This is a genomic window from Streptacidiphilus sp. PAMC 29251, from assembly GCF_054208735.2.
The window spans coordinates 7,021,766-7,046,477 of record NZ_CM135725.2 but is presented as its reverse complement, the minus strand read 5'-3'; the positions used below and the strand labels follow the sequence as shown (position 1 = coordinate 7,046,477).

The 24,712-nt window shown below is 71.9% G+C and carries 20 protein-coding genes, 5 tRNA genes and 4 pseudogenes; 7 read left to right on the top strand and 22 right to left on the bottom strand.

Annotation, left to right across the window (positions count from 1 at the left end):
• Positions 1-54 precede the first annotated feature (54 nt).
• A complete protein-coding gene (gene rpmB / locus ACXKR8_RS33610; protein WP_084717743.1) occupies positions 55-240 on the top strand; it encodes a 50S ribosomal protein L28 in 186 nt (61 codons plus the stop codon).
• Between the two features lie 96 nt (positions 241-336).
• Here rpmB and thiD read toward each other — a convergent pair whose 3' ends face one another.
• The 3 genes from thiD to ACXKR8_RS33595 all read right to left on the bottom strand — a co-directional run bounded on the left by thiD (position 337) and on the right by ACXKR8_RS33595 (position 3,262).
• Positions 337-1,155: a bifunctional hydroxymethylpyrimidine kinase/phosphomethylpyrimidine kinase gene (thiD, locus tag ACXKR8_RS33605; RefSeq protein ID WP_458268334.1), complete on the bottom strand. Its 819-nt coding sequence runs from the start codon at positions 1,153-1,155 to the stop codon at positions 337-339.
• A 38-nt stretch (positions 1,156-1,193) separates the two neighbouring features.
• Positions 1,194-2,219 (bottom strand): ATP-dependent 6-phosphofructokinase, encoded by a 1,026-nt coding sequence (locus tag ACXKR8_RS33600; protein ID WP_458268333.1) that lies wholly within the window; start codon positions 2,217-2,219, stop codon positions 1,194-1,196.
• A gap of 77 nt (positions 2,220-2,296) precedes the next feature.
• Positions 2,297-3,262 (bottom strand): thiamine-phosphate kinase, encoded by a 966-nt coding sequence (locus ACXKR8_RS33595; protein ID WP_458268332.1) that lies wholly within the window; start codon positions 3,260-3,262, stop codon positions 2,297-2,299.
• A gap of 198 nt (positions 3,263-3,460) precedes the next feature.
• On the opposite strand from ACXKR8_RS33595, the gene ACXKR8_RS33590 reads away from it, so the two are divergent.
• Both ACXKR8_RS33590 and ACXKR8_RS33585 read left to right on the top strand, forming a co-directional pair.
• On the top strand, positions 3,461-3,694 hold the full coding sequence (locus ACXKR8_RS33590) for an Lrp/AsnC family transcriptional regulator (RefSeq protein WP_458268331.1): 234 nt from the start codon (positions 3,461-3,463) through the stop codon (positions 3,692-3,694).
• A 19-nt stretch (positions 3,695-3,713) separates the two neighbouring features.
• The gene (locus tag ACXKR8_RS33585; RefSeq protein ID WP_458268330.1) at positions 3,714-4,241 is read left to right on the top strand and encodes a DUF3515 family protein; all 528 of its coding nucleotides are present in this window, start codon (positions 3,714-3,716) and stop codon (positions 4,239-4,241) included.
• A gap of 30 nt (positions 4,242-4,271) precedes the next feature.
• Here ACXKR8_RS33585 and ACXKR8_RS33580 read toward each other — a convergent pair.
• From ACXKR8_RS33580 to ACXKR8_RS33570, 3 genes and pseudogenes are all read right to left on the bottom strand, one after another.
• A pseudogene (locus tag ACXKR8_RS33580) lies at positions 4,272-5,436 on the bottom strand (D-alanine--D-alanine ligase family protein).
• A 60-nt stretch (positions 5,437-5,496) separates the two neighbouring features.
• Positions 5,497-6,501, bottom strand: coding sequence for an NAD(P)H-dependent glycerol-3-phosphate dehydrogenase (locus ACXKR8_RS33575; RefSeq protein ID WP_458268328.1), 1,005 nt, complete (start codon positions 6,499-6,501; stop codon positions 5,497-5,499).
• Positions 6,498-7,277, bottom strand: a complete 780-nt coding sequence (locus ACXKR8_RS33570) for a lysophospholipid acyltransferase family protein (protein ID WP_458268327.1) — start codon at positions 7,275-7,277, stop codon at positions 6,498-6,500. The genes ACXKR8_RS33575 and ACXKR8_RS33570 overlap by 4 nt, the downstream gene beginning before the upstream one ends.
• Before the next feature lie 120 nt (positions 7,278-7,397).
• Here ACXKR8_RS33570 and cofC point away from each other — a divergent pair, with 120 nt between their 5' ends.
• Together cofC and ACXKR8_RS33560 are read left to right on the top strand one after the other, a co-directional pair.
• Positions 7,398-8,042, top strand: coding sequence for a 2-phospho-L-lactate guanylyltransferase (gene cofC, locus ACXKR8_RS33565; protein ID WP_458268326.1), 645 nt, complete (start codon positions 7,398-7,400; stop codon positions 8,040-8,042).
• 21 nt (positions 8,043-8,063) lie between these two features.
• Positions 8,064-8,267 (top strand): hypothetical protein, encoded by a 204-nt coding sequence (locus ACXKR8_RS33560; protein WP_458268325.1) that lies wholly within the window; start codon positions 8,064-8,066, stop codon positions 8,265-8,267.
• Between the two features lie 123 nt (positions 8,268-8,390).
• On the opposite strand, the gene ACXKR8_RS33555 is transcribed toward ACXKR8_RS33560, so the two are convergent.
• The 4 genes from ACXKR8_RS33555 to leuC all read right to left on the bottom strand — a co-directional run bounded on the left by ACXKR8_RS33555 (position 8,391) and on the right by leuC (position 11,772).
• Positions 8,391-9,152: an HU family DNA-binding protein gene (locus tag ACXKR8_RS33555; protein ID WP_458268324.1), complete on the bottom strand. Its 762-nt coding sequence runs from the start codon at positions 9,150-9,152 to the stop codon at positions 8,391-8,393.
• Positions 9,153-9,284: 132 nt separating this feature from the next.
• Positions 9,285-9,563 (bottom strand): SCO5555 family protein, encoded by a 279-nt coding sequence (locus ACXKR8_RS33550; protein WP_458268323.1) that lies wholly within the window; start codon positions 9,561-9,563, stop codon positions 9,285-9,287.
• 182 nt (positions 9,564-9,745) lie between these two features.
• Entirely contained in the window at positions 9,746-10,342 is a 597-nt protein-coding gene (leuD, locus tag ACXKR8_RS33545; protein WP_458268322.1) for a 3-isopropylmalate dehydratase small subunit, read from the bottom strand.
• A gap of 5 nt (positions 10,343-10,347) precedes the next feature.
• A complete protein-coding gene (gene leuC, locus ACXKR8_RS33540) occupies positions 10,348-11,772 on the bottom strand; it encodes a 3-isopropylmalate dehydratase large subunit (RefSeq protein ID WP_458268321.1) in 1,425 nt (474 codons plus the stop codon).
• 159 nt (positions 11,773-11,931) lie between these two features.
• Here leuC and ACXKR8_RS33535 point away from each other — a divergent pair.
• A pseudogene (locus tag ACXKR8_RS33535) lies at positions 11,932-12,644 on the top strand (IclR family transcriptional regulator).
• A 127-nt stretch (positions 12,645-12,771) separates the two neighbouring features.
• Here the strand turns inward: ACXKR8_RS33535 and ACXKR8_RS33530 are convergent.
• The 12 genes and pseudogenes from ACXKR8_RS33530 to ACXKR8_RS33475 all read right to left on the bottom strand — a co-directional run bounded on the left by ACXKR8_RS33530 (position 12,772) and on the right by ACXKR8_RS33475 (position 20,547).
• Entirely contained in the window at positions 12,772-13,986 is a 1,215-nt protein-coding gene (locus tag ACXKR8_RS33530) for a glycosyltransferase family 39 protein (RefSeq protein WP_458268320.1), read from the bottom strand.
• 13 nt (positions 13,987-13,999) lie between these two features.
• The gene (locus tag ACXKR8_RS33525; RefSeq protein WP_458268319.1) at positions 14,000-15,697 is read right to left on the bottom strand and encodes a DUF6297 family protein; all 1,698 of its coding nucleotides are present in this window, start codon (positions 15,695-15,697) and stop codon (positions 14,000-14,002) included.
• Entirely contained in the window at positions 15,694-16,422 is a 729-nt protein-coding gene (locus ACXKR8_RS33520) for an ABC transporter ATP-binding protein (protein WP_458268318.1), read from the bottom strand. Before ACXKR8_RS33520 ends, ACXKR8_RS33525 begins: the two co-directional genes overlap by 4 nt.
• Before the next feature lie 75 nt (positions 16,423-16,497).
• Positions 16,498-16,569 (bottom strand) — tRNA-Gln (locus tag ACXKR8_RS33515).
• Positions 16,570-16,700: 131 nt separating this feature from the next.
• A tRNA-Glu gene (locus ACXKR8_RS33510) sits at positions 16,701-16,773 on the bottom strand.
• Positions 16,774-16,839: 66 nt separating this feature from the next.
• Positions 16,840-16,915 (bottom strand) — tRNA-Glu (locus ACXKR8_RS33505).
• A gap of 33 nt (positions 16,916-16,948) precedes the next feature.
• Positions 16,949-17,021, bottom strand: a tRNA-Glu gene (locus ACXKR8_RS33500).
• Positions 17,022-17,032: 11 nt separating this feature from the next.
• Positions 17,033-17,104 (bottom strand) — tRNA-Gln (locus tag ACXKR8_RS33495).
• 202 nt (positions 17,105-17,306) lie between these two features.
• Positions 17,307-17,918, bottom strand: a pseudogene (locus ACXKR8_RS33490) (HAD family hydrolase); the annotation flags it as partial.
• Between the two features lie 4 nt (positions 17,919-17,922).
• Positions 17,923-19,434 (bottom strand): glutamate--tRNA ligase, encoded by a 1,512-nt coding sequence (gltX, locus tag ACXKR8_RS33485; protein ID WP_458268316.1) that lies wholly within the window; start codon positions 19,432-19,434, stop codon positions 17,923-17,925.
• Positions 19,427-20,208, bottom strand: a pseudogene (locus ACXKR8_RS33480) (fumarylacetoacetate hydrolase family protein). The gene gltX and the pseudogene ACXKR8_RS33480 overlap by 8 nt, the downstream one beginning before the upstream one ends.
• A gap of 138 nt (positions 20,209-20,346) precedes the next feature.
• Positions 20,347-20,547, bottom strand: coding sequence for a hypothetical protein (locus ACXKR8_RS33475; RefSeq protein WP_458268314.1), 201 nt, complete (start codon positions 20,545-20,547; stop codon positions 20,347-20,349).
• 765 nt (positions 20,548-21,312) lie between these two features.
• Here ACXKR8_RS33475 and ACXKR8_RS33470 point away from each other — a divergent pair.
• Entirely contained in the window at positions 21,313-24,708 is a 3,396-nt protein-coding gene (locus ACXKR8_RS33470; protein ID WP_458268313.1) for a sensor histidine kinase, read from the top strand.
• Positions 24,709-24,712 lie beyond the last annotated feature (4 nt).

Sequence of the window (24,712 nt, the reverse complement as noted above, 5' to 3'; positions counted from 1 at the left end):
CGCGCCACCGGGGTTGTCAACGTAAGTGCATCTGAAGTCTTTGGAGTGACTCCCGTGGCTGCCAACTGCGACGTCTGCGGCAAGGGGCCGGGCTTCGGCAACAGTATTTCCCACTCACATCGCCGTACCCGTCGTCGTTGGAACCCCAACATCCAGACGGTGCGCGCTGTGGTCGGACGTACGCCGAAGCGGCTCAACGTCTGCACCTCGTGCATCAAGGCCGGCAAGGTGTCGCGCTGACGCGGTCACCGAGCTCGAGCTGCCGGAAGGCCGGTCCACCCCAGGGTGGGCCGGCCTTCTGCATGCCCGCGACCGGCCGTGTGGCCCCGGCCCGCACTAGCGCGGGCGCAGGCGCCAGCCGTGGTCGACCGGGCCGATGCCCGCGCCCAGGGCGAAGCCGCCGGCGATCGCGCCGGTGATGTACTCCTTGGCGGCGGCGACCGCCTCCGGGACGGCCAGCCCCAGCGCCAGCTCCGAGGCGACGGCACTGGCCAGGGTGCAGCCGGTGCCGTGGGTGTGCCGGTTGTCGTAGCGCGGGGCGCGGAACCAGTGCTCGCCGCCGTCGGGGCCGCGCAGCAGGTCGGCGGCCTCGCCGTCGAGGTGGCCGCCCTTGATCAGGGCCCAGGCGGCGCCGAGGTCCTGGAGCGCCCTGGCGGCGTCGGACATCTCCGCCTCCCGGGTCACCACCAGCCCGGTGAGCTGCTCGACCTCGTGCAGATTGGGCGTGGCCACGGTGGCGACCGGCAGCAGCCGGTCCCGCAGCACCGAGACCGCGGAGGCGGCCAGCAGTGCGTCGCCGTGCTTGGAGACCCCCACCGGGTCGACCACGACCGGGGCGGCGGCCGGGTCGAGCCCGGCCAGCAGTTCGGCGACGGTCTCGACCAGCTCGGCCGAGGCCAGCATCCCGGTCTTCACCGCCTGCACGCCGATGTCGTCGACCACGCTGCGGAACTGGGCCCGCACCGCCTCGGCGGGCAGCTCCCAGTAGCCCTGGACGCCGACCGAGTTCTGCGCGGTGACGGCGGCGATCACGCTCATCCCGTGGACGCCGAGGGCGAGCATGGTCTTCAGGTCCGCCTGGATGCCGGCGCCGCCGCCGGAGTCGGAGCCGGCGACGGTGAGCACCCGGGGCGGGGCGGTGGTGTGGGTCGTCATGACCGCCAACCTATCGGTCGGCGCTGGTCGGTCGGCGGTCAGAGCACCGCCTCGGCCTCGATCCAGCGCTCCTCGGGGACGGTCTTCAGCCGGGTCACCGCGTCCACGATCGGGACCAGCCGGATCTCGGTGCCGCGCAGGGCCGTCATATGGCCGTAGGCGCCCTTGTGGACGGCCTCCACGGCGTGCCAGCCGAAGCGGGTGGCGAGCACCCGGTCCTGGGCCGTGGGCGTCCCTCCGCGCTGCACATGGCCGAGGATCACCGGCTTGGACTCCTTGCCGAGCCACTGGGCGACCTCCCCGGCCAGCCGGGTGCCGATGCCGCCGAAGGTCTGGTGCCCGAAGGCGTCGGTCTCGCCGTGCGAGAAGCGCATGGTGCCGGGGAGCGGGGCGGCGCCCTCGGCGACCGCCACGATGGCGAACTTCTTGCCCCGGGCGAAGCGCTCCTCGACCATCCGGCAGACTTCCTCGACGTCGAAGGGCCGTTCGGGGATCAGGATGCCGTGGGCGCCGCCGGCCATCCCGGCGTGCAGGGTGATCCAGCCGGTGTGCCTGCCCATGAGTTCGACCACCATCACCCGTTGGTGTGACTCGGCGGTGGTCTTCAGCCGGTCGATGGCCTCGGTGGCGACATGGACCGCGGTGTCGTGGCCGAAGGTGACGTCGGTGGCGTCGATGTCGTTGTCGATGGTCTTGGGGACGGCCACGACCGGCAGCCCGGCCTCGCTGAACAGCTGGGCCGCGGTCAGCGTGCCCTCGCCGCCGATGGCGATCAGGGCGTCGATGCCAAGGGTCCTGGCCAGCTCGTCGGCCCGGGAGACCCCGTCCCGCATCCGCTCCCTGGCCACCCTGGCCGAGCCGAGGATGGTGCCGCCGCGGGTCAGGATGCCGTGCACGTCGTCCAGCGCGAGCGGGCGGCTGCGGCCCTCGATCAGGCCGAGGAAGCCGTCCTCGATGCCGACGACGGCGTCGCCGTGGTCGGCCACCGCGCGGTGCACGACCGAGCGGATCACCGCGTTGAGCCCCGGACAGTCCCCGCCACTGGTCAGCACACCGATTCGCATGGTCCAAGCCTAAGCAGAACTACCGCTATGTGTCGGTTCGTCCCAACCACTGACACGCCGTTGATCAAAGCAGCGGATCAATCGCCGAAGTGGTCCCAGCCACCGGCGCGATCCCAGGGAGCCCCGTCGACGGTGACCGTTCCGGTCCGGGAGAGCCCGGCCGGCCGGGTGACCTCGCCGACGATGCGCCAGCGCGAGGGCAGATGCGTGTCCGGGGGGAAGGTGGCGACCAGGGCGTGGTCCTCGCCGCCGGAGAGCACCCAGGTCAGCGGGTCGACGCCGACCGCCTGGCCGATGTCGGCCATCTGCGCCGGGATGTCGAAGTCGGCCGCCCGCAGGTCGATGTGCACCGCGCTGGCCTCGGCGACATGGCCCAGGTCGGCCACCAGGCCGTCGCTGACGTCGATCATGGACGTCGCGCCCAGCTGCGCCGCGGCCGGTCCCGCGTGGTACGGCGGCTCCGGGCGGCGGTGCGCCTCGACGAAGGCGCGCGGGGAGCGGAAGCCGCGGGACAGCACGGTGAACCCGGCGGCCGACCAGCCGAGCCAGCCGGTCACCGCCACCAGGTCCCCCGGGCGGGCGCCCGAGCGGGTCACCGCCGCGCGCCCCTGGAGGTCGCCCAGCGCGGTGATCGCGATGGTGATGGTGTCGCCGCGGACCACGTCGCCGCCGACCACGGCCGCCCCGGCGACCTGGCACTCGTCCCTGATGCCGTCCATCAGCTCCAGCGCCCAGGTGGCCGGGAGCTCGGCCGGGGCGACCAGGCCGAGCAGCAGCGCGGTCGGGGTGGCGCCCATGGCGGCGATGTCGGCGAGGTTCTGCGCGGCGGACTTGCGGCCCACGTCGTAGGCGGTGGACCAGTCCCGACGGAAGTGCCGGCCCTCCAGCAGGACGTCGGTGGTGGCGACCACCCGGCCGTCGGGGGCCGAGACCACGGCAGCGTCGTCGCCGGGGCCGAGCTCCACGGCAGCGGTCCGCGGCAGCCGGGACGTCAGCTCGCGGATCAGTCCGAACTCACCGAGCTCGCCGACGGTGCCCTGCATGTGTGTCCTTCCGGCCTTCCGACAGTGGCTGCAAATCTCAGGTTCTCCGCGCGCAGCGTACGCCCTCAGCCCGCACGGTACGGCCTCCCCTCGCTGCGTACGCCGTGAATCCGGTACCGCGAGGGGGGTTGTGGGGCATCGAAGCGGGGAACCCCAGCCCTCGCACGATCTCCGTGCCGAGCCGCCGGGAGGTCCTCCGTGGTACAGGCGTACATCCTCATCCAGACCGAGGTGGGAAAGGCGACCTCGGTCGCCCAGGTCATCGGCGAGATCCCAGGCGTGCTCCACGCCGAGGATGTCACCGGACCCTATGACGTGATCGTCCGCGCCGAGGCGCAGACCGTGGACGACCTGGGGCGCCTGGTGCTGGCCCAGATCCAGCAGGTGGACGGCATCACCAGAACCCTGACCTGCCCGGTGGTGCATCTGTAGGGCCCTCTACCATCGCCGGGTGACTACTGCACCCGTGCGCCAGGCCGTGCTGTCCGCCGCCGCGCTGCTGGCTGCGCTGGTACTGGCGGCCTGTTCCGGCAGCGACAGCGTGAAGGTGGCGGCGCCCGCGACGACCGGTGCCGCCGCCCGGCAGTGCGCGGCGCTGCAGGCGGCGCTGCCCGGGACGCTGCAGGGGCAGAAGATCCGCGGCACCACGCCGAAGTCCACCAACACGGCGGCCTGGGGCAGCCCGGCGATCACGCTGCGCTGCGGGGTGGGGATGGCGGGGGTGCTCGACCCGCACTCCCCGGCGTACGACCCCGATGACACCAGGCACGACGCCGAGGAGGTCAACGGCGTGTGCTGGGCCTCCGAGAAGACCGACGGGGGCGGCTTCCGCTTCACCACCATCAGGCAGCACACCTATGTCGAGGTGAACGTCCCCGGCGCCTACGCCGGGCAGCAGTCGCCGCTCGGCTCGCTGGCCGGGCCGGTGCTGAGGACCGACCCGACCGACACCGCGGCCCACCCCTTCGACTGCCTCTGAGCAGGCGGCCTCCCATCCGGGAAAGCGACCTCAGCGCAGCCCGGTGCTGCGCCGCAGCGCCGCCCGGATCAGCCGGTCGATCAGCTCCGGGTACGGCACCCCGGTGGCCTCCCACATCCGCGGGTAGGCCGAGATCGGGGTGAAGCCCGGCATGGTGTTGATCTCATTGACCACGAACGAGCCGTCCGCCAGCAGGAAGACGTCGACCCTGGCCAGGCCCTCGCAGGCGAGCGCCTCGAACACGTCGACCGCGAGGGCGCGCAGCCGCTCGGTCTCGTCCGCGGTCAGCGCGGCCGGGATCTGCACATCGCTGGAGTCGATGTACTTGGCCTCGAAGTCGTAGAAGTCGTAGCCCTCGCCGACCAGCACCTCGGCCGGCAGGCTGGCCCGCGGCCCGTCCTCGAACTCGAGGACGCCGCACTCCAGTTCGCGGCCGATCAGACCGGCCTCGACGATCAGCTTGGGGTCGTGCCGGCGGGCCTCCTCGATCGCCGCGTCCAGCAGCGCCGGGTCGGAGACCTTGGTGATGCCCATGCTGGAGCCCGCCCGGGCCGGCTTGACGAAGACCGGGTAGCCCAGCTCGGCGATCCGGGCCCGGACCGCCGGACGCTGCGCCTCGTCGGCCCACTCGCGCGGCCGGACCACGGTGTACGCGCCGACCGGCAGGCCGAACGAGCTCAGCACCCGCTTGGTGTACTCCTTGTCCATGCCGACCGCGCTGGACAGCACGCCGGAGCCGACGTACGGCACCCCGGAGAGCTCCAGCAGGCCCTGGACGGTGCCGTCCTCGCCCCAGGGGCCGTGCAGCAGCGGCAAGCACGACGTCGACGTCGCCGAGGACCTTGGGCACCGAGCCCGGCTCGGTGTAGACGACCTCGCCGTGCGCCACCGGGTTCACCGGCAGGGTGACCTGGCCGTCGGCGGACTCGGCGATCTGGTCGACGTTCGGCAGCCGCCCGTCGGTGATGGCCATCCGGGACGGCTCGTCGGCGGTCAGCGCCCAGCGGCCGTCCGTGGTGATGCCGATCGGCAGCACCTCGTAGGCGTCGCGGTCGATGGCCCGCAGGACGCTTCCGGCGGTGGACACGGAGATGGCGTGCTCGGAACTGCGACCGCCGAAGACGATCGCGACACGCGGCTTGCTGGCTGCGGCGGGAGCGGCAACCGGGACTGGGGAGGAGGGCTCAGTGCTCATATCCCAAGGGAGACTACCGTTCGGGTGTTTCGGTTGCCTCTTGGGGCGCATTCGGCCGAATCAGCGGCGCTCGGACTTGGCCGAACGGGACATCAGTTCCTTGACCGCGACCAGCGGGGGCTTCCCGCCGTGCACGATGTCCACCACGGTGCTGGTGATCGGCATGTCCACCCCGTGCCGCTGCGCCAGGTCGAGCACCGACTCGCAGGACTTGACCCCTTCGGCGGTCTGCTTGGTGGCGGCGATGGTCTGCTGCAGCGTCATCCCCCGGCCCAGGTTGACGCCGAAGGTGTGGTTGCGGGACAGCGGCGAGGAGCAGGTCGCCACCAGGTCGCCCATCCCGGCCATGCCCGAGAAGGTGTGCGGGTCCGCGCCCATCGCCCGGCCGAGCCGGGCGGTCTCGGCGAGGCCCCGGGTGATCAGCGAGGCCTTGGTGTTGTCGCCCAGGCCCATCCCGTCGGTGATGCCGACCGCGAGCCCGATCACGTTCTTCACCGCGCCGCCCAGCTCGCAGCCGACCACGTCGGTGACCGTGTACGGGCGGAAGTAGCCGGTGTGGCAGGCTGCCTGGATCCGCTTGGCGACGTCCTCGTCCCTGCAGGCCACGACACTGGCGGCGGGCTGGCGGCGGGCGATCTCCGGCGCCAGGTTGGGGCCCGACACCACGGCGATCCGTTCCGGACCGGCGCCGGCCACCTCGGCGATGACCTCGCTCATCAGCTTGGCGGTGCCGAGTTCGACCCCCTTCATCAGGCTGACCAGCACCGTCTCCGGGCCGATCGCGCCGCCCCAGGCGGTGAGGTTGGCCCGCAGCGTCTGCGAGGGCACGGTCAGGAAGACGAACTCCGCGCCCGCGGCGGCCTTGGCCGGATCGGTTGTCGCGGTGATGCCCGGCGGAAGCTCCAGGTCCGGGAAGTAGTCCGGGTTGGAGCGGCTCGCGTTGATGGCGTCGACGAGTTCGGGGCGGCGCCCCCACAGGGCGACCTCGCAGCCGGCGTCGGCCAGGATCATGGCGAAAGCCGTTCCCCAGGACCCGGTTCCGAACACGGCACAACGGGTCGTCACCGACCGGCCTCCCTCTCCTGGCGCTGCTCCGTCGCGGCGCGCTGCACGTCGTAGCGTACGGGGGGTGCCTTCTCGCCGCGCAACTCCTCCAGCAGAGCGGTGATCGCGTCCATGATCACCTCGGTGGCCTCGCGGAGCACCGGGCCGGTGATCGGCAGGTCGGCGAAGGCGCTGAGGTCGACCGGCGGACCCGCCATGACGTGCACGGTGTGCCGGGGGACCGGCTGGAACCGGCGGTCGCCCCTCCCGCCGTGGGCGTAGCGCGGGATGATCTCGTGCGCGCCCCACTGGGCCACCGGGATGACCGGCGCGCCGGTCATCAGCGCGACCCGGGCCGCGCCGGTCTTCGCCGTCATCGGCCACAGTTCGGGGTCGCGGGTGAGCGTGCCCTCCGGGTAGAAGGCGACGCACTCGCCCTGCTCCACCGCCGACACCGCCGCCCGGAACGCGTGCGCGGCGTCGGCCGAGCCGCGGTAGACCGGGATCTGGCCGGCGCCGTGCAGGATCCTGCCGATGACCGGGACCTTGAAGACCCCGGACTTGCCCAGGAAGCGGGCCGGGCGGCCCGAGTCGTACTGGAAGTGGCCGTAGACCAGCGGATCCAGGTAGGAGTTGTGGTTCACCACGGTCAGGAAGCCGCCCGTCTCCGGGAAGTTCTCCATGCCGCGCCAGTCACGCCTGGTCAGCAGGAACAGCGGCGGTTTGCCGATGGCCGCCGCGAGGCGGTACCAGAAGCCGTATCTGCGACGGGCCGCCTTCGTACTCCTGCCTGGCACGCGCACTCCTCCTTGCCCACATCTCACCTGCTCCGAACCGTACAAGTGTCCCCCTGCCCCGGACGGGCTGTCGAGGCACCCCCCGACCGGAGCGGAACGGAGAGGGCAGAATGACCTGCTGTGAGCCTTCCCAGCTGGACCCTGGTCGTACCGCTGAAGCCGCTGGCGCGCGCCAAGAGCCGGCTGGCCGAGGCCGCCGGTGCGCTGCGTCCCGAACTGGCGCTGGCGTTCGCCCAGGACACCGTGGCGGCGGCGCTGGGCTGCGCCGAGGTGGCCCGGGTGCTGGTGGTCACCGACGACGGCGCGGCCGGGCCCGAACTGGTGGCATTGGGCGCCGAGCTGGTCGCCGACTCCCCCGGGGCCGGCCTCAACGCGGCGCTGGCGCACGGCGCCGAACTGGCCCGCGGCCGGTACGGAGCGGCCCGGGTGGCCGCGATGTCGGCCGACCTGCCCGCGCTGCGCCCGGAGGAGCTGGGACGGGTGCTGCGGGCCGCCGCGGCCCATCCGCGGGCGTTCCTCGCGGACACCCAACTGGTCGGCACCACCCTGCTCGGGGCCGGTCCAGGGCAGCCGCTCGACCCGCGCTTCGAGGGCGGCTCACGGCTGCGGCACGCGGCCTCCGGCGCGTACGAGCTGGCCCTCGCCGACGTCCCCTCGGTCCGCCGCGACGTGGACACCCCGGACGACCTGCGGGCCGCGCTGCTGCTCGGCACCGGACCGCGCACCTCGGCGCTGGCCGGTCTGGTCCGGCTCCGGGCGCGGTAGCGGCTGCCCTAACCTGGGCGCATGCAGGCGACCGCGTTCACGTACTCCCCCGACAGCCGCAGTGGTTCGGTGCTGCTCGACGACGGCACCCCGCTGCCCTTCGACACCGCCGCGTTCGACGCCGGCGGGCTGCTGCTGCTCCGCCCCGGACAGCGGGTGCGGATCGAGACCGAGGGCCAGGGGGCGGAGCGCCGCGTGGTGTTCCTCACCCTGCAGACCTTCTGACGACGGCCGGACTGACGGACTGACGACGATCGGGCCGGACCACGGGATTGCTCCCGCGGTCCGGCCCGATCGCCAGCGCCTGCATGGTGGTGCGGTACTGCGGTACTGCGGACCTTCGGTACGTCAGACCTTCTTGGCGACCCGCTTGGCGGGGGCCTTCTTGGCCACGGCCGTCGTCTTCACGGCGGTGGTGGCGGCCTTCTTGGCCGGGGCCTTCTTGGCGACCGGACGGGTCGCCGAGGCGGTGACCGTCTTCTTCGCGGGCGACTTGACCGCCGCGGAGGTCTTCTTGGCGGTGGACTTCACCGCCGTCGTCTTCACGGCCGTGGTGGCGGCCTTCTTGGCCGGAGCCCGCTTCGAGGCGGCGGCCTTGGTCGGCGCCGCCTTCACCGGAGTGGTGGCGGTCTTCTTCGCGGCAGCGGCGGCGGTGGTCTTCTTGACCGCGGCTGCCTTCTTGACCGTGGCCGTGGCCTTTTTGACCGTGGTCTTCTTCGCCGCGGCTGCCTTCTTGGCGGCCGGGGAGCCGACCGGGGCCGACATCCCGCTCTTGCCGGGGGTGAGCGAGCCCTTGGGGGCCTTCTTCACCGACGGGCCGGTCTTCGGCAGCTTCTTGGAGCCGCTGACCAGGTCCTTGAAGCCCTGACCCGGACGGAACCGCGGAACCGCGGTCTTCTTGACCTTGACCCGCTCACCCGTCTGCGGGTTACGGGCGAACCGCGCTGAGCGGTCGACCTTCTCAAAAGTGCCGAAGCCAGTGACCGATACCCGGTCCCCAGCAGTCACGGCACGGACGATGGTGTCGAGCACAGCGTCCACTGCTTCTGCGGCGGCCCTACGGCCACCCAGCTGCTCGGCCACCGCTTCAACAAGCTGCGCCTTGTTCACGTCTTCCCCTTCGGAAACCCAGTGCCCGGACGATTCTGTTTCGATCCGGGCTTTTCGCACGTTAGGCATGTATATGCGGCAATTCAAATACCAAACGTCCGAATCACCCTTGTGTCGCAATGGATTCGGCTTTCAGGGCGCCTTCGGCAGCGGGGTGACCCCACTGTCGAGCGCGTCCACAAACCGGCCCAACCTCCGTGCCGCTTCCGGGAGATCGCGCTTTGCCGCCTCGGTTACCAGGAGCAACGAACGGGTGAGCGACGCCCGGGTGCCGTCCGACACGTCCAGCGCACGCACTCGGGCGTGCGCCTCCTTCAGCCGTGCGGCCACAAGCGCGTAAAGCTCGACCTCCGAGGGCTCCCGCGAGGCCCCGTTGGGGGGCTCTTGGGAGGGAGGGACAGTCGGGCTCATGTATCGATTGTGCCATCTGCGGCGAGTTACGCCCTCCGCAGACCTGGTTCGACCTTACACAGAGTCACAACTGACATGGCAACGGCCCCCCGTCCAGGTCGTCTGACCGGGGCGGGAGGCCGTGGGCGGGACAGTTGGTGACGTTCTCTCAACCGTGTCCCGGTGGTGCCGTGGTCGTGCTCTCAGGCGACCGGCAGGGTGCTCGGCTTGAAGGCGGGACGGCTCGCTTCATAGGTGGCGATCTCCGCCTCCTGGGCGAGCGTGATGCTGATGTCGTCCAGCCCGTTGAGCAGTCGCCAGCGGACGTTCTCGTCCAACTCGAAGGGCTCGTTGACGCCCTCGGCGCGGACCTCGCGGGCCTCCAGGTCAACCGTGATCCCAGCCGTCGGGTCGGCCTCGACCAGGGCCCAGATCCGCTCCACCGCCTCGCTCGGCAGAATGACCGTGAGCAGGCCGTTCTTCAGCGAATTGCCCCGGAAGATATCGGCGAAGCGGGAGGAGATGACGGCCCGGAAGCCGTAGTTCTCCAACGCCCAGACGGCGTGCTCGCGGGATGATCCGGTGCCGAACTCGGGCCCGGCGACCAGGATGCTGGCGCCCGCGTACTGCGGCTGGTTGAGGACGAAGTTCTCATCCTTGCGCCAGGCCTCGAAGAGGCCGTCCTCGAAGCCGGTGCGGGTCACCTTCTTGAGCCAGTGCGCCGGGATGATCTGGTCGGTGTCGACGTTGCTGCGGCGCAGCGGCACGGCGCGGCCGGTGTGGGAAACGAACTTGTCCATGGTGATCAGACCTCCACGGTCGCGCGGGCGTCGGACAGGTCGGACGGCGAGGCCAGGTGGCCCAGCACGGCGGTGGCGGCGGCCACCTGCGGGGAGACCAGGTGGGTGCGTCCGCCCTTGCCCTGCCGCCCCTCGAAGTTGCGGTTGGAGGTGGAGGCGCAGCGCTCGCCCGGGGAGAGCGTGTCCGGGTTCATGCCCAGGCACATCGAGCAGCCCGCGTGCCGCCATTCGGCGCCGGCGGCGGTGAAGACCTTGTCCAGGCCCTCCGCGATCGCCTGCAGGGCGACCCGGACCGAGCCGGGGACGACCAGCATCCGTACCCCGTCGGCGACCTTGCGGCCCTCGACCACCGCGGCGGCGGCGCGCAGGTCCTCGATCCGGCCGTTGGTGCAGGAGCCGACGAACACCGCGTCGACCTGGACCTCACGCAGCGGGGTGCCGGCGGTCAGGCCCATGTACTTCAGCGCGTTCTCGGCGGCGACGCGCTCCTGCGGGTCCTCGAACGAGGCCGGGTCGGGCACGCTGGCGCCCAGCGGGGCGCCCTGGCCGGGGTTGGTGCCCCAGGTCACAAAGGGGGTCAGCGCGTTGGCGTCGATGAAGACCTCGGCGTCGTAGACCGCGTCCTCGTCGGTGGCCAGGGTCTTCCAGTAGGCGACGGCGTCGTCCCAGTCCGCGCCCTTGGGGGCGTGGTCGCGGCCCTCCAGGTAGTCGAAGGTGGTCTGGTCCGGGGCGATCATGCCCGCCCGGGCGCCGGCCTCGATCGACATGTTGCAGATGGTCATCCGGGCCTCCATGGAGAGGCTGCGGATCGCCGAACCGCGGTACTCCAGGACGTAGCCCTGGCCGCCGCCGGTGCCGATCTGGGTGATGATCGCCAGGATCAGATCCTTGGCTGTCACGCCCTCCTGCAGCTCGCCCTCGACCGTGACCGCCATGGTCCGGAACGGGGCCAGCGGCAGGGTCTGGGTGGCCAGCACGTGCTCGACCTGGCTGGTGCCGATGCCGAACGCCAGCGCGCCGAAGGCGCCGTGGGTGGAGGTGTGCGAGTCGCCGCAGACCACCGTGGTGCCGGGCTGGGTCAGCCCCAGCTGCGGGCCGACCACGTGCACCACGCCCTGCTCGACGTCGCCCAGCGAGTGCAGCCGCACCCCGAACTCGGCGCAGTTGGCGCGCAGCGTCTCCAGCTGGATCCGGGAGACCGGGTCCGCGATCGGCTTGTCGATGTCCAGGGTGGGGGTGTTGTGGTCCTCGGTGGCGATCGTCAGGTCGGTGCGGCGGACCTTGCGACCGGCCAGCCGCAGGCCGTCGAACGCCTGCGGGCTGGTGACCTCGTGCAGCAGGTGCAGGTCGATGAAGAGGAGGTCCGGCTCGCCCTCGGCGCGCCTGACGACATGGTCGTCCCAGACCTTCTCCGCGAGTGTGCGTCCCATCACAGTCCCTCCGACCGGCAACTATGTCGGTCTACGTGTCGATTTGGCCGCCCTCGACGGCGCACTGCGGCGACGTCCTCGGGCTGCTTGAGCCAAGAGTGGCGCAGATCCCAGAAGATTGAACTTGCGTCTCGCGATCTGAGACTGCAATATCAGCGCATGGACAACTCTAGTGGCGTCGGCGTTCTCGACAAGGCTGCTCTGGTGCTGAGCGCGCTGGAGTCAGGCCCCGCGACCCTGGCCGGACTGGTGGCGGCGACCGGGCTCGCGCGGCCCACCGCGCACCGGCTGGCCGTCGCGTTGGAACACCACCGACTCGTGACCCGTGACATGCAGGGCCGCTTCATTCTCGGCCCCGACTCTCCGAACTCTCCGCGGCGGCGGGCGAGGACCGGCTGCTGGCGACCGCCGGGCCGGTGCTGACGCACCTGCGCGACGTCACCGGCGAGAGCGCGCAGCTCTACCGCCGTCAGGGCGACCTGCGGATCTGCGTGGCCGCCGCCGAGCGGCTCTCCGGCCTCCGCGACACCGTGCCGGTCGGCAGCACCCTGCCGATGAAGGCCGGCTCGGCCGCGCAGGTGCTGCTCGCCTGGGAGGAGCCGGAGCGGCTGCACCGCGGCCTGCAGGGCGCCAGGTTCACCGCGACCGCGCTCTCCGGCGTACGGCGGCGCGGGTGGGCCCAGTCCATCGGCGAGCGCGAGCCCGGGGTGGCCTCGGTGTCGGCGCCGGTCCGCGGCCCGTCCAACCGGGTGGTGGCCGCGGTGTCGGTCTCCGGGCCGATCGAGCGGCTCTCCCGGCACCCGGGGCGGCTGCACGCCCAGTCCATCATCGAGGCCGCCGGACGCCTGACCGAGGCCCTGCGCAGAGCTTGAGGCAGCTACCGGCTTGAGGGAACCAGCAACGAGGGCCCGTCCTGACCGCAGGACGGGCCCTTGCGCGTTCCGCGGCGGGCCGGCAGCGGCTCCCGGCCGCGGTTCTGGCCGCGGTTCTGGCCGCGGCTCAGCCCGGCGCTCCCCCGATGAAGAGCACAAACACCCCGTAGAGCCCCGAGAGCAGCGTCGCCGAGCCCAGCACCACGGCCAGCGAGCCGCGCGAGCGGAGCCGGCCGAGGGAGACCGCGAGCGGCAGCAGCAGCGGGAAGGCCGGCAGCAGGAAGCGGGCGAACGGCGGGGCGGGAGAGGCGTTGCCCAGGTCGATGACCAGCAGCGCGGCGCTGAACACCAGCAGCGGGAGCGGCTGCCGGTGCACCAGGGTGAGCGCGAACAGCACCAGGTAGCAGGCCAGGGTCAGCGCCATCACCGCGTCGGACAGCGGGATCCCGGACACCGCCCGCGAGCCGAACAGCAGGTCCTCGAACCAGTGCAGGCTGGTTCCGCCGCCGTCGAAGCTGGACGCCCAGGCCTGCTGGATGTGGAAGTAGGCGCCCCAGGAGCCGAGCACCCAGCCGGTCCAGAGCATGTAGCCGGCCCAGCCCAGCGGCGAGAGCAGGCCCGCGACCAGCGGTCGGAGCCAGTGCCCCGAGCCGCGGCCGCGCAGGCAGGCGACCAGTTCCAGCAGCGCGGCCAGGCCCACCGCGGCCGTCAGCGCCATGGCGCTGGGCCGGCTCAGCCCCGCCAGCAGGCACAGCACGCCGGCGGTCAGCCAGCGGCGGGTCAGCACCGCGTAGAGGGTCCACGCCGCCAGGGCGGTGAACAGCGCCTCGGAGTAGGCGGTGTTCTCCAGCACCGCGAGCGGCAGCACGCCCCAGAGCACGGCGGCGATCACCCCGACCCGGCGGCCGTAGCAGAACCGGCCGACCGCGTGGATGCCCCAGGCGGCGGCGAGCGAGGCGGCGCTGGAGACCAGCGCCAGCGCCGTCCCCGGGCTGACCGGGAGCACCCAGCGGACCGCGTCGGCGAGCCAGGGGAACAGTGGGAAGAACGCGCGCGGGGAGTAGGGGATGTTGTGCATCCCGATGAAGCCGTCACCGACGCTGTAGCCGGTCTGCACGATGCGGACGTACCAGCCGGCGTCCCAGAAGGTGCCCAGCCGCACCAGGGTCTGCTTGTCGTGCGTGCTGCCGTACCAGAAGGCCAGCAGCAGCCCGGCCAGGCGCACCAGGACGTAGCCGACCAGGGCGGGGGCGGCGTCCCGCAGGGCGCCGCGCGGGGCCCGGAAGCGGTGGGAGGGGGTCGGGGCGGCTTCACCCCGGCCCGGTCCTGTGGTTCTGGTCATGGACGCAGACAAGTCAGTCCTTGGGACGGTGCCGACCGGAGAGGGTCAGCGCACGCTGGTAGGACCAGTACAGCAGGACCGCGGCGAACAGCAGGCACCACAGCACCCCGCTGATCGCGCCGGGGCCGTGGCCGATGCCCAGCGCGGCCGCCATCGCCGGGACCAGGGTGACCGGTCCGGCGGCGTACCAGGCCAGGAAGATGAACGGGCCCATGCTGCCCATCCCGGTCGGGGTGTACATCAGCTCCACCCGGGAGGGCCCGCGGCAGGCGTTGACCATGGCGGCGGCGGTCAGCGGCAGCGCCGCCACCGGGGCCATCCAGACCGCGGCGCCGGCCCCGAGCGCGGCGGCGACACCGGCCCCGAGCGCGGCGATCAGCACGCTGGCCAGCGCGGGGACGACGGCGTGGCGCAGCATCAGCTCGCCGTACGGATAGGGGGACCAGCCGGCCCGGCGCGGATCGTCCGCCTCGACCCGGGCGGGCTCCGCGAGTTGCGCGGCCGCCAGATAGCCGAAGGACACCGAGACCGCGGTCAGCAGCAGCCGGTCCAGCCCGGTCGCCGCGGCCACCACCGGCACCAGCAGCAGCGCCGGGACCGAGAACAGCACCGCGCGGCCGACCCTGGACGGCGCCCGCAGCAGCGCGGTCACATCCCGCCAGGGGACGGCCAGCCAGGCCCGGGTGGGCGGCGGGATCCGCAGCCTGGCCCGGCGTCCGCTCGGCCCGGACTGCGCCAGCACCATCCGCGCCGAGCGCAGTTCGGCGGTGCGCAGCGCCGCCGCGACCCCGGCCGCGGCCCGGGCCCGCTCGCGCAGGCTGCCCAGCGGGATGCCGGCCGCGGCGCGGTACGCCAGCAGCATGGCGACGGCGGTGAGCGCCAACAGCGGGACCAGCGCCAGCCAGCCGCCGGAGACCGCGGCGGAACTCGGCGCCAGGCCGACCAGCGCGGCCCAGCCCCAGGGCCCGGACCACATCTCGGCCCGTTCCAGGACGCTGTTGCCGTGGCCCATCCAGCCGAGCACGCTCTGCACCGCGAGCAGCAGCACCAGCAGCGCCACGAAGGGCGAGGCCCGGCGGACGAAGCGGGCGACGCCGGCGTAGCGCTCGACGGCCACGCCGCAGCAGGTCGCCAGCAGCGGCAGGCAGACCCCGCCGATCAGCGCCCAGCCGAAGGCCGGCAGGAAGCCGGTCTTGTCCATCAGCCCGAGCGCGACCCCGGACCCGGCCGCCGCCAGCAGCCCGGGCACCAGCGCGATCGCACAGGAGATCCAGAACCACGGGCGCAGCACCGGACCCGACCGGACCGGCTGGCTCAGCAGCCAGTCGACGGTGGCCCGGGGGGCGACCACAGGGCCGCGCCAGAGCGCGTCCCTGGCCACCACCAGGATCAGGCCGAGGCCCAGGGCGCAGACCCCGGCCGGGAGCGCGGCCAGCAACTGGGCGTCGTGGCCGGTGTAGTCGGCGCCCATCGAGGCATTGGCGAAGGCGCCGAGGGAGAGCATCCCGCCCCAGGTCAGCACCAGCATCATGCCGACGTAGACGACATAGCCGATCTGGCCCGCGCGGGAGCGGCGGTGCGGGGCGCGCAGGGCGCGCAGCAGGGCCAGGGTGTCGTCGGTCCAGTCCACCCAGGGTTCCGGCTCGGGCAGCTCCTCCTGCTGGAGTTCCTGCTCCTGCTCCTCCTGGGGGGCGCCGTCCGCGATGCTCACCTGGCGCTCCCCATGGCCAGGCCGGGGAACGCGGTGGGCAGGACGGCCTGCGGGGCGCCCTGGGCCAGCAGCGCGCCGTCCTCCAGCAGCAGCACCCGGTCGGCGACGTGCATCGCCAGATCCGGGTGGTGGGTGGCGAGCAGGACCGCGACGCCGTCCGCGAGTTCGGCCTTCAGCAGGTCGGCGAGGCGCTGCCGGGCGCCGGGGTCGAGCCGCTGCTCGGGCTCGTCCAGGATCAGCAGGTCGCGCGGGCGGACCAGGGCGCAGGCCAGCAGCAGCGACTGGAGCTGGCCCGAGGAGAGCGAGTTGGGCAGCGCCTCGGCGTGCTCGGCCAGGCCGCGGTCGGCGAGGGCGCGGTCGACCCAGGTCAGCGGCTCCTCGACGCCGTGCGAGACGGCGACCAGGGCCAGGTGTTCACGCACCGTCAGATCCGGGTAGCAGGCCGAGAGATCGCCGACGACCGCGAGCCGGGCGCGGACCCGGGGGTCGTTCTCGTCCATGACCACGCCGTCGAGCTTGACCGTGCCGCTGGTCGGGGTGTCCCGCCCGGAGGCGAGCCGGAGCATCGTCGACTTCCCGGAGCCGTTGTGGCCGACCAGGGCGACGCACTCGCCCGCGGCGAGGTTGAGGTTGACGGGATGCAGGGCGACCCTGCCGCCGTAGTGACGGCTGACCTGACTGAGCGCCAGCAGGGGTGGACGTGCGACCTTCTTGCCCTTAGCCATGCGCGCTGCCGGCCTCTCAAAACACGAAAAGGCCCTCTCGGGCCTTCACTTTGCCTGCCATGCTGGCTTGAACTGCTGGGGTACCAGGACTCGAACCTAGACTAAATGAACCAGAATCACTCGTGCTGCCAATTACACCATACCCCATAGAAAATCCACCCGGTCTCCCGTGTGGATGCTCCGTGGAGAACACTACCTGATCAAGACCATGATCAATAACACCCGGCCGGGTAACGCAGCAGGCCCCCGACCGGAGCCGGGGGCCTGCTGTCCTCACGTACCCCCGACCGGATTCGAACCGGCGCTACTGCCGTGAGAGGGCAGCGTGCTAGGCCGCTACACAACGGGGGCAAGCTTTGGTGATCCTGCTTCGTCGCCTCGGAGATTCGATCGATCCGATGGTGAGGGTGGAGGATCTGGTACCCCCGACCGGATTCGAACCGGCGCTACTGCCGTGAGAGGGCAGCGTGCTAGGCCGCTACACAACGGGGGCTTGATCATTCCTGCGGTACTGCTGAGTGGTGCGTACCCCCGACCGGATTCGAACCGGCGCTACTGCCGTGAGAGGGCAGCGTGCTAGGCCGCTACACAACGGGGGCGGGATCTTACGCTGGGGTACCAGGACTCGAACCTAGACTAAATGAACCAGAATCACTCGTGCTGCCAATTACACCATACCCCATTGGCCTGTCCAGGTGATCTTGATGAGAGTTTCTGGTTCTCCCACCGTCCCTCCCGGGCGGCGCAACAAGAAGAACATTACCCGATGGGGGCATCGCACCAAAATCGATTACTTCCAGCAGTCCCGGCAGGTCAGCGAGGGTGTGAATGCGGTGGACCCCGGACGGGGCCGGCGCCGGGTCGGTGGCGGGCCGGTCGATCCACACCGGGAGCAGCCCCGCGCCGAGCGCGCCGAGGGCGTCGGTGGTGAGCTTGTCGCCGATGTAGACGACCTGGTCGGGCGGCAGGCGCAGGGCCGCGCAGCCGGCCAGGAAGGCCGCCGCGGCGGGCTTGGCGGAGCCGATGTCGTCGGAGCAGACCAGCGAGCTGAAGCGGCGGCGCAGGCCCAGCTTCTTGAGCTTGCGGTGCTGGTGCCGGGTCGAGGAGTTGGACAGCAGGCCGTGTGCGTAGCGGTGCTGCAGGAGGTCCAGCACCGGCAGCACGTCGGGGAAGATCCGCCAGTGGGCCTCGTAGCAGCGGACGTAGCGGCCGAACCAGGAGTCCACGGCGTCCACGTCGGGGAGCGAGCGGTCGATCTGCTCCAGGAACAGCCGAACCCGTTCGCGGCGCTGGTCCAGGAAGGACAGCTCCCCGGCCAGGAAGCGGGCGTAGGCCCGCTCCATGTCCTCCTGCCACAGCGCGAGGGCCTGCTCGGGCGAGTCGAACTCGCCGAGCAGGCCCTCGTCGGAGAGGTGCTGGAGGACACCGAGGCGTTCCGCCCCGGTGTAGTCGAAGATCGTGTCGTCGATGTCCCAGAGCAGCCCCGTTATCCCCATGCGGTCAGTCTGCCACCCGGTCCAGGGCGGCGTGCAGACGGCGCAGGGTCTCGTCCCGGCCGAGCAGTTCCATGGACTCGAACAGCGGCGGGGACACCCGGCGCCCAGTGACCGCGACCCGCAGCGGGGTGAAGGCGAACTTGGGCTTGATGCCCAGGCCCTCCACCAGCGCGGCCCGCAGGGCGGCCTGGATGTCGTCCGGGTCGAAGCCCTCCAGCGCGTCCAGCGCGGTGATGCTGGCGGCCAGCACCGGGCGGGCGTCGGCGGTGAGCACCTTCTCCGCGTCGGCCGGGTCGAGGGCGAAGTCCTCGGGGGCGACGAAGAGGAAGCCGAGCATGCCGGAGACCTCGCCGAGGACGACCATCCGCTCCTGGGTCAGCGGCGCGGCGGCGATCAGCAGGTCCAACTGGGCGTCGGTGGGGCCCTCGGCGGCGAAGTGTCCGGAGGCGACCAGGTACGGGACCAGCCGGCGGACGAACTCGGCCGGGGCCAGACCGCGCAGGTGCTCGGCGTTGATCGCCTCGGCCTTCTTCAGGTCGAAGCGGGCCGGGTTGGCGTTGACCTTGCCGATGTCGAAGGCCTCGACCATCTCCGCCATGGAGAAGCGGTCCCGGTCCTCGGCCAGCGACCAGCCCAGCAGCGCCAGGTAGTTGAGCAGGCCCTCGGGCAGGAAGCCGCGCTCGCGGTAGAGGTTGAGCGAGGCCTCGGGGTCGCGCTTGGACAGCTTCTTGTTGCCCTCGCCCATGACATAGGGGAGGTGTCCGAACTGCGGGGCCGGGCCGGTGGCGACGCCGATCCCGGCGAGCGCGGCGTAGAGCGCGATCTGGCGCGGGGTGGACGAGAGCAGGTCCTCGCCGCGCAGCACATGGGTGATCCCCATCAGCGCGTCGTCCACAGGATTCACCAAGGTATAGAGGGGAGCGCCGTTGGCCCGGACGATGCCGTAGTCGGGCACGTTGTCCGGGGTGAAGGTCAGCTCGCCGCGCACCAGGTCGGTGAAGGTGATCGCGCCGTCGGGCATCCGGAAGCGGACGATCGGGCTGCGCCCCTCCGCCTCGTACGCCGCGACCTGCTCCGCGGTCAGCGCGCGGCAGTGGCCGTCGTAGCCGGAGGGCTTGCCGGCCGCGCGGGCGGCGGCGCGGCGGACGTCCAGCTCCTCGGTGGAGCAGTAGCAGCGGTAGGCGTGGCCGGCCGCGAGCAGCTTGGCGGCGACGTCGGCGTAGATGTCCATCCGCTGCGACTGCCGGTACGGGGCATGGGGACCCCCGACCTCGGGGCCCTCGTCCCAGTCGAAGCCCAGCCAGCGCATCGCCGAGAGCAGTTGGTCGTAGGAGTCCTCGGAGTCGCGGGCCGCGTCGGTGTCCTCGATCCGGAAGACCAGCTTGCCGCCGTTGTGGCGGGCGAAGGCCCAGTTGAAGAGGGCGGTGCGGACCAGGCCGACGTGCGGGTTCCCGGTCGGGGAGGGACAGAAGCGGACCCGGACGGCGGGGTCGGGGGCGCTGACGGTGTTAGCCACGCTTGATCACCTTGTTGGTGAGAGTGCCGATGCCTTCGATGGAGACGGCGACCTCGTCGCCGACGTTCAGGGGTCCGACGCCGGCGGGGGTGCCGGTGAGGATGACGTCCCCGGGGAGCAGGGTCATCGCCTCGGAGATGTGGACGATCAGCTCGGCCACCGAGCGCACCATCTGCGAGGTGCGTCCGGCCTGCCGCAGCTCGCCGTTGACGGTGCAGGTGATGGCCAGGTCGGCCGGGTCCAGGTCGGTCTCGATCCAGGGCCGAGCGGGCAGGAGGTGTCGAAGCCCTTGGCCCGGGCCCACTGGCCCTCGCGCTGCTGGACGTCGCGGGCGGTGACGTCATTGGCGCAGGTGTAGCCGAAGACCACCTCGGGCACGCGCTCCAGCGGCACCTCGCGGCACATCCGGCCGATCACCACGGCGAGCTCGGCCTCGTACTGGACGTCGTCGGAGAACGGCGGGTAGGCGATGTTCTCGGTGGGGCCGATCACCGCGGTGGAGGGCTTGAAGAAGGTGAGCGGGACCTCGGGGACCTCGTTGCCCAGTTCCGCGGCGTGGGCGGCGTAGTTGCGGCCGACCGCGACGATCTTGTTGGGCAGCATCGGCGGCAGCAGTCGGACGTCCTTGACCGGGAGGACCTGGCCGGTGGGCTGGAGCTCGCCGAAGGGGTGGCCCGAGAGGACGTGCAGGGTCAGCGTCTCGGGTTGGGCGGCGTCGCCCTCGACGACGCCGAAGGAAACGGTCCCCTCGCTGGAAAACCTGGCGATACGCACGGTGGTTGCTGACCCCTCGGACTGGCCGGAACTGCGGACGGAACTGCTGTGGAGCTGTTGCCAGCCTATCCGCAGGCATGGCGGAGGCCCTGCCGGATCTGCTCCGGCAGGGCCTCGGGAAAGTCCTCGGGGACGTCCTCAGACGGTTTCGGGGACAGCCACCCGGATCGGGGCCACCATGAGGTTGGTACGCCGCGGGTTCGCGGTCTGCCGGGGCAGCTCCTCCTGATCGGCGGCGGAGCTGCGCAGAGCCGGGGCCCCGTCTGCGGGCAGGGAGGCGAGAGTCGTCCGGCGCGGGTTGGCGGTCGGACGGAAGCTCATCGTCGTCTTGGTGGACACGCGGACTACCTCACAGGGGCAGATGGTCGGACAGGTTGCTCATCAGGATCTCATTCCACATGCGAGCCGCCTCGCACTACCTCCCCCCCTGTGATTTTGGTCACTTATGTGGCGGTGAGTTCCGACAGTTACGACATTGTGCTCTGAGTTCAAAATCCGACATCTCGTACAGACCGGACAAAATCATCACAGGGTGTCACCTTCGCTGGAGTGCAAGGATCGGTCAGCTGTCCGAAAGGTTCCATATGCCAGGGGGAAGGCGCACAGTCTGTCAAGAGGGCGGTGCGGAGAGTAGCCGAACTGGCTACCCTGTGTGGCCCCTTGTTGCTGGTCCGGCACTGTGCTGAAATTCCACGGACCGCCGGAGGCCACCCCTCCACTGCGCCACTGCCAGCGCCGGGGCCCATTCCAAAGGCGGCACACGGGCACTCAACAGGGTCCATATACCGGATCCTTGCCCGCCCGAAACTCGACACCGTCCTGTCCGCGTTCTCGCGGGGGGCGCCTGGTCCAGAGGTTGCGACGCTAGTGCAGGGACGTATCAAGAGGGGTGGCGGCGGCCCGGGCGACCCGGCGGACCGCGAAGCAGCCGTTCGCCAGCAGTCTCCGGCGACTCCCCCAATCGACACCGGTCGGGACAGCGCGACGAACGGCCGACAGCGGTCGGCCGACGGCGCGAAGGCCCGAATAGGACGCCTTGCCCCCACGCGGGTATCCGGCGCGAGGCGCTATGCGCTGAACAACTGGCGGATCCGCACCCGGCTGATGGCGCTGCTGGTGCTCCCCGTGGTCGCGGCCATCGTGCTCGGTGGCTTCCGCATCCAGTCGTCGCTGCAGACCCAGGACCAGTTGGGCAAGGTGGCCCAGCTGGGTAACGTCGCCCAGGCCGCGACGCTGCTGGCCACCGCGCTGCAGACCGAGCGCGACGAGATGGCCGGCACCATCATGTACTCGCAGGACTCCTCCTCGGACACGATCCTGCAGGACCAGAAGACCACCACCACCCGGCAGACCGCGTTCACCAAGCTGGTGGAGTCGCTCGACAAGTCCGACCTGCCGGCCGACGGCGCCGACATCACCGACATCGACACCAAGCTGAACCAGCTGGACACGATTCGGAAGACCGCCTTCAGCAGCCGCGCCACCGGCACCGAGGCGGAGGCCTCGGTCGAGGCGTACGAGAACCTGATCCAGCCGCTGCTGGCGCTGAGCCAGGACCTCGCGCTGGCCTCCTCCAACTCGGAGCTGGTCCAGGCCACCCGGTCGCTGCAGGAGTTCTCCAAGTGGAAGGACGACCGCTCGGTCGTCCGCGCCGTCATCGCCGCAGGTCTGGCCAACAACGACCGGTCCATCAAGGCCGGCACCGGCCCCACCCAGCTGAGCCCCGGCGACCGGGCGTACGTCGCCTCGGCCTTCGCCAGCGCCAGCAGCACCAAGTCGACGTTCGAGCGCCTCTACGGCGTCACCCAGGCCAACAACCTGGACGGCGCCTGGTTGAACGCGATCAACGTCACCCGTGCCGACAACGTGGTCAAGAACATCGTGAACGCGGCCGACGGCTGGGGCGGCATCGGCATTCCGCCGTCCTACACGGACTGGAACGCGGAGGCGACCACCCAGATCACCAACATGAACGCGGACGAGTCGATCCTGGTCCAGCAGCTCAACAGCAAGGTCCTCTCGCTGCGGAGCGCGGCCCAGCAGGACGCGATCATCAACGCGGTGCTGATCGCCCTGGTCCTCCTCGTCGCCGTGCTCGGCGCGGCCATCGTGGCCCGTTCCATGGTCCGCACCCTGAGCACGCTGCAGTCCGCCGCCGAGGACGTGGCCGAGCACCGGCTGCCCGAGCTGGTCCGGATCCTGTCCGAGTCGGACCCGCAGGACGTCGACACCTCGGTCGCCCCGATCGGCATCAACACCACCGACGAGATCGGCTCGGTGGCCCGCGCGTTCGACCAGGTCCACGCGCAGGCGGTGCGCCTGGCCGCCGAGCAGGCCCTGCTCCGAGGCAACATCAACGCGATGTTCACCAACCTCTCCCGCCGCTCGCAGGGCCTGATCCAGCGTCAGCTGTCGATGATCTCCGAACTGGAGAGCCGCGAGGCCGACCCGGACCAGCTGGCCAGCCTCTTCAAGCTGGACCACCTCGCCACCCGTATGCGCCGGAACGGCGAGAACCTCCTGGTCCTCGCCGGTGAGGACCCGGGCCGCCGGTGGACCCGGCCGGTCCCGCTGGTCGACGTGCTCCGTGCCGCCGCCTCCGAGGTGGAGCAGTACGAGCGGATCGAACTCGCCTCGGTGCCCACCGCCGACGTGGCCGGACGGGTCGTCAACGACCTCGTCCACCTGCTCGCCGAGCTGCTGGAGAACGCGACCTCGTTCTCCAGCCCGCAGACCAGGGTCCGGGTCACCGGACACGCGCTGCCGGACGGCCGGGTACTGGTCGAGATCCACGACACCGGCATCGGCCTCTCCCCCGACGACCTGGCCGAGATCAACGAGCGGCTGGCGAACCCGCCGGTGGTGGACGTCTCCGTCTCCCGCCGGATGGGCCTGTTCGTGGTCGGTCGACTCTCGCTGCGCCACGGCATCCGGATCCAGCTCCGCCCCAGCGACTCCGGCGGCACCACCGCGCTGGTCATGCTGCCGGTGGACGTCACCAACGCGGCCGAGCGCCGCGGCGGTGCGCAGGGCCCCGGCCAGCAGCGCCCGCAGGGCGGCATGCAGTCCCCGCAGCAGGGCGGCCCGCAGGGCGCCCAGCAGCAGAACGCGATGCAGGGCTCGATGCAGGGCGCTCCCCCGGTCCGCGGCCCGCAGCAGCGCGGCGCGGTGCCGCAGGCGCCCGGCCGCACCCCGCTTCCGCCACAGTCCCCCGAGCAGCCCGGTCTGCCGCGCCGCGGCAACGCGCCGGGGCTGCCGCAGGGCTCCTCCCCGATGGGCGGCCAGCAGGGAGGTCCGCAGGGCCAGCCCGGCGGCCCGCGCCGGCCGCAGGGCCCGCAGGGAGGTCCGTCCCCGTCCCCGCAGCAGCCGCAGCCCCAACAGCAGCAGCCGCAGCCGGTGCAGGCCCAGCAGCAGCCCCCGCAGCGTCAGCAGCAGCCCGCTCCCCCGGACGACCGCGCGCTGTGGGCCGAGCAGCCCCAGCACGGCTCGCCCGCCGGACGCCCGCAGCCCGCGGACGCCCTGGGCGGTGCGGACAGCACGGCGCAGTTCGCCAGGCCGCACTTCGACGAGGAGCCGGCCCGGCCGATCCCGCCGCGGCCCGCGCCGCAGCAGCCGCAGCAGTTCGCCCCGCGTCCGCCGCAGCAGCAGCCGCAGCAGTCGCAGCAGCTGCCGCAGGTCCCCCAGCCGCAGCCGCCGCAGCAGGTCAGGCCGCCGCAGCAGCAGCAGCCGACGGCACCGCAGCAGGGTCAGCCGCCGATGGCGCTGCCCCCGGCCGTGGTGTCCCAGGACGTGGCGAACCACCCGCTGACCCGGGCCCTGCCGCCGGCCGAGGCCGGAGCCGGCAGCTCGCCGATCTTCGAGGCGATGGAGTCCAACTGGTTCCGCAGCGGCCGGGCCGACCGGATGCGCGCGGTGCAGGTGTACGGCGAGGCCGCCGGACAGGCTCCGGACGCGGCGGCGCCGCAGGCCCAGGCCCCGCAGCAGCAGGCTGCGGCCGCCCCCCAGCGGCCGCAGCCGTACCAGCCGCAGCGTCCGTCCACCTCGGCCGTTCCGGCGCCCGCGGCGGCTCCGGTCGCCGAGCAGGCCCCGTTCGGGGCGCCCCCGCAGCGTCCGCTGCCGCAGCGCGGCACCGCGGAGGGCGCGCCGGCCGGCGCGACCGCCGCCGGACAGTGGCGCGCCTCGGCCAACGACGAGGTGTGGCGCCGGGCCGAGCAGGTGCGCGAGCCCAGCGCGGGCGGAGTCCTTCCGTCCGGGCTGCCGCGTCGGGTGCCGCAGGCCAACCTCGTGCCGGGCACGGCCGAGTCCACCCCGGCCGAGGGCCCCCAGGCCCAGGTCTCCCGCTCCCCCGAGGAGGTCAGGGGCAGGCTCACCAACCTGCGCCGCGGCATCCAGCAGGGCCGTCAGGCAGGCGGCGACAACCACAACCCGGCCACGCCGCACCAGGCCAACCAGCCGAACCGGGGCAGTGGCCCGTACGGCAGCAACCCCCAGGAGCGTTGACTCA

Bases quoted from the DNA above. Each gene is read 5' to 3' on its own strand.
- ACXKR8_RS33560 (WP_458268325.1), top strand. From the start codon at position 8,064: ATGCAGGCGACCGCGTTCACGTACTCCCCCGACAGCCGCAGTGGTTCG.
- ACXKR8_RS33550 (WP_458268323.1), bottom strand. From the start codon at position 9,563: ATGAGCCCGACTGTCCCTCCCTCCCAAGAGCCCCCCAACGGGGCCTCG.
- leuD (WP_458268322.1), bottom strand. From the start codon at position 10,342: ATGGACAAGTTCGTTTCCCACACCGGCCGCGCCGTGCCGCTGCGCCGC.
- ACXKR8_RS33520 (WP_458268318.1), bottom strand. From the start codon at position 16,422: ATGGCTAAGGGCAAGAAGGTCGCACGTCCACCCCTGCTGGCGCTCAGT.
- leuC (WP_458268321.1), bottom strand. From the start codon at position 11,772: ATGGGACGCACACTCGCGGAGAAGGTCTGGGACGACCATGTCGTCAGG.
- ACXKR8_RS33600 (WP_458268333.1), bottom strand. From the start codon at position 2,219: ATGCGAATCGGTGTGCTGACCAGTGGCGGGGACTGTCCGGGGCTCAAC.
- thiD (WP_458268334.1), bottom strand. From the start codon at position 1,155: ATGACGACCCACACCACCGCCCCGCCCCGGGTGCTCACCGTCGCCGGC.
- ACXKR8_RS33530 (WP_458268320.1), bottom strand. From the start codon at position 13,986: ATGACCAGAACCACAGGACCGGGCCGGGGTGAAGCCGCCCCGACCCCC.
- ACXKR8_RS33470 (WP_458268313.1), top strand. From the start codon at position 21,313: ATGGCGCTGCTGGTGCTCCCCGTGGTCGCGGCCATCGTGCTCGGTGGC.
- ACXKR8_RS33595 (WP_458268332.1), bottom strand. From the start codon at position 3,262: ATGCAGGGCACCGTCGGCGAGCTCGGTGAGTTCGGACTGATCCGCGAG.